The organism is Streptomyces lancefieldiae, from assembly GCF_031845825.1.
Classification (GTDB): Bacteria; Actinomycetota; Actinomycetes; order Streptomycetales; family Streptomycetaceae; genus Streptomyces; species Streptomyces lancefieldiae.
Genome location: NZ_JAVRFH010000265.1, coordinates 1 through 658 on the forward strand (window position 1 = coordinate 1; position 658 = coordinate 658).

A 658-nucleotide genomic window follows, 5' to 3' on the forward strand; every position below is an offset into this window, starting at 1 on the left:
GGCGAACACCGCGTGCAGCCGGCCGGGCTGGGCGGTGACGGCTTCGCGCAGCGCCCCGGTGGAGGTGTCGTCGGCGGCGTCGAACCGGACCCAGGTGGTGTGCCCCTCGGCAGGGACGGGCTCGGGCGGGCGGGTGCGGTAGGTGGCGATGATGCGCCAGCCCTCTTCCGTCAGGCGGCTGCGGATCGCGGTGCCCAGTGCCCCGCTGCCGCCGGTGACAACGGCCAGCGGGGCACTGGAGGACGGGTGGGACGTCACCGGGTCGTGGCCTCCGGCTGTGCGGGGGCGTCGGGGTGGTCGGTGTCGAACATCTCCGCGAAACGCATCTGCTCGTCGGGGATGCCGAAGAGGGATCCCACGGCCTGGGCGTGGGCGATGGTCGCCGCATCGCCGCGCCGGATGGCGACCACGGTGTGCGGGAACGCGACCAGCATGCGCTCGCCGTCCAGCAGATGCGCGTAGAACAGCCGCGGCTTGAGGACGGCGGCCAGTTCCAGCGCCAGCGCCGGCGCGCGGTTGGCTGGCACCGTGAGCTCGATGATCTCGATCGGGGTCTGCTCGTCCAGCAGATGCGCGTAGCGGCGGTCCTCCAGGCCGGAGAACGCCTCGGGGAGCGCTCCGCCGGTGAGGCTTTCGGTGATCACCACCGCGCGCAGGG

The 658-nt window shown here is 73.3% G+C and carries 2 protein-coding genes; both read right to left on the bottom strand.

Annotation, left to right across the window (positions count from 1 at the left end; all coding sequences use genetic code 11):
- The coding region (locus tag RM812_RS42035; RefSeq protein ID WP_311586274.1) for an NAD-dependent epimerase/dehydratase family protein at nucleotides 1-258 on the bottom strand (258 nt) is incomplete at its 3' end.
- Nucleotides 255-658, bottom strand: a 404-nt coding sequence (locus tag RM812_RS42040) for a hypothetical protein (RefSeq protein ID WP_311586276.1), incomplete at its 5' end; no start/stop codon positions are given. The genes RM812_RS42040 and RM812_RS42035, both read right to left, overlap by 4 nt.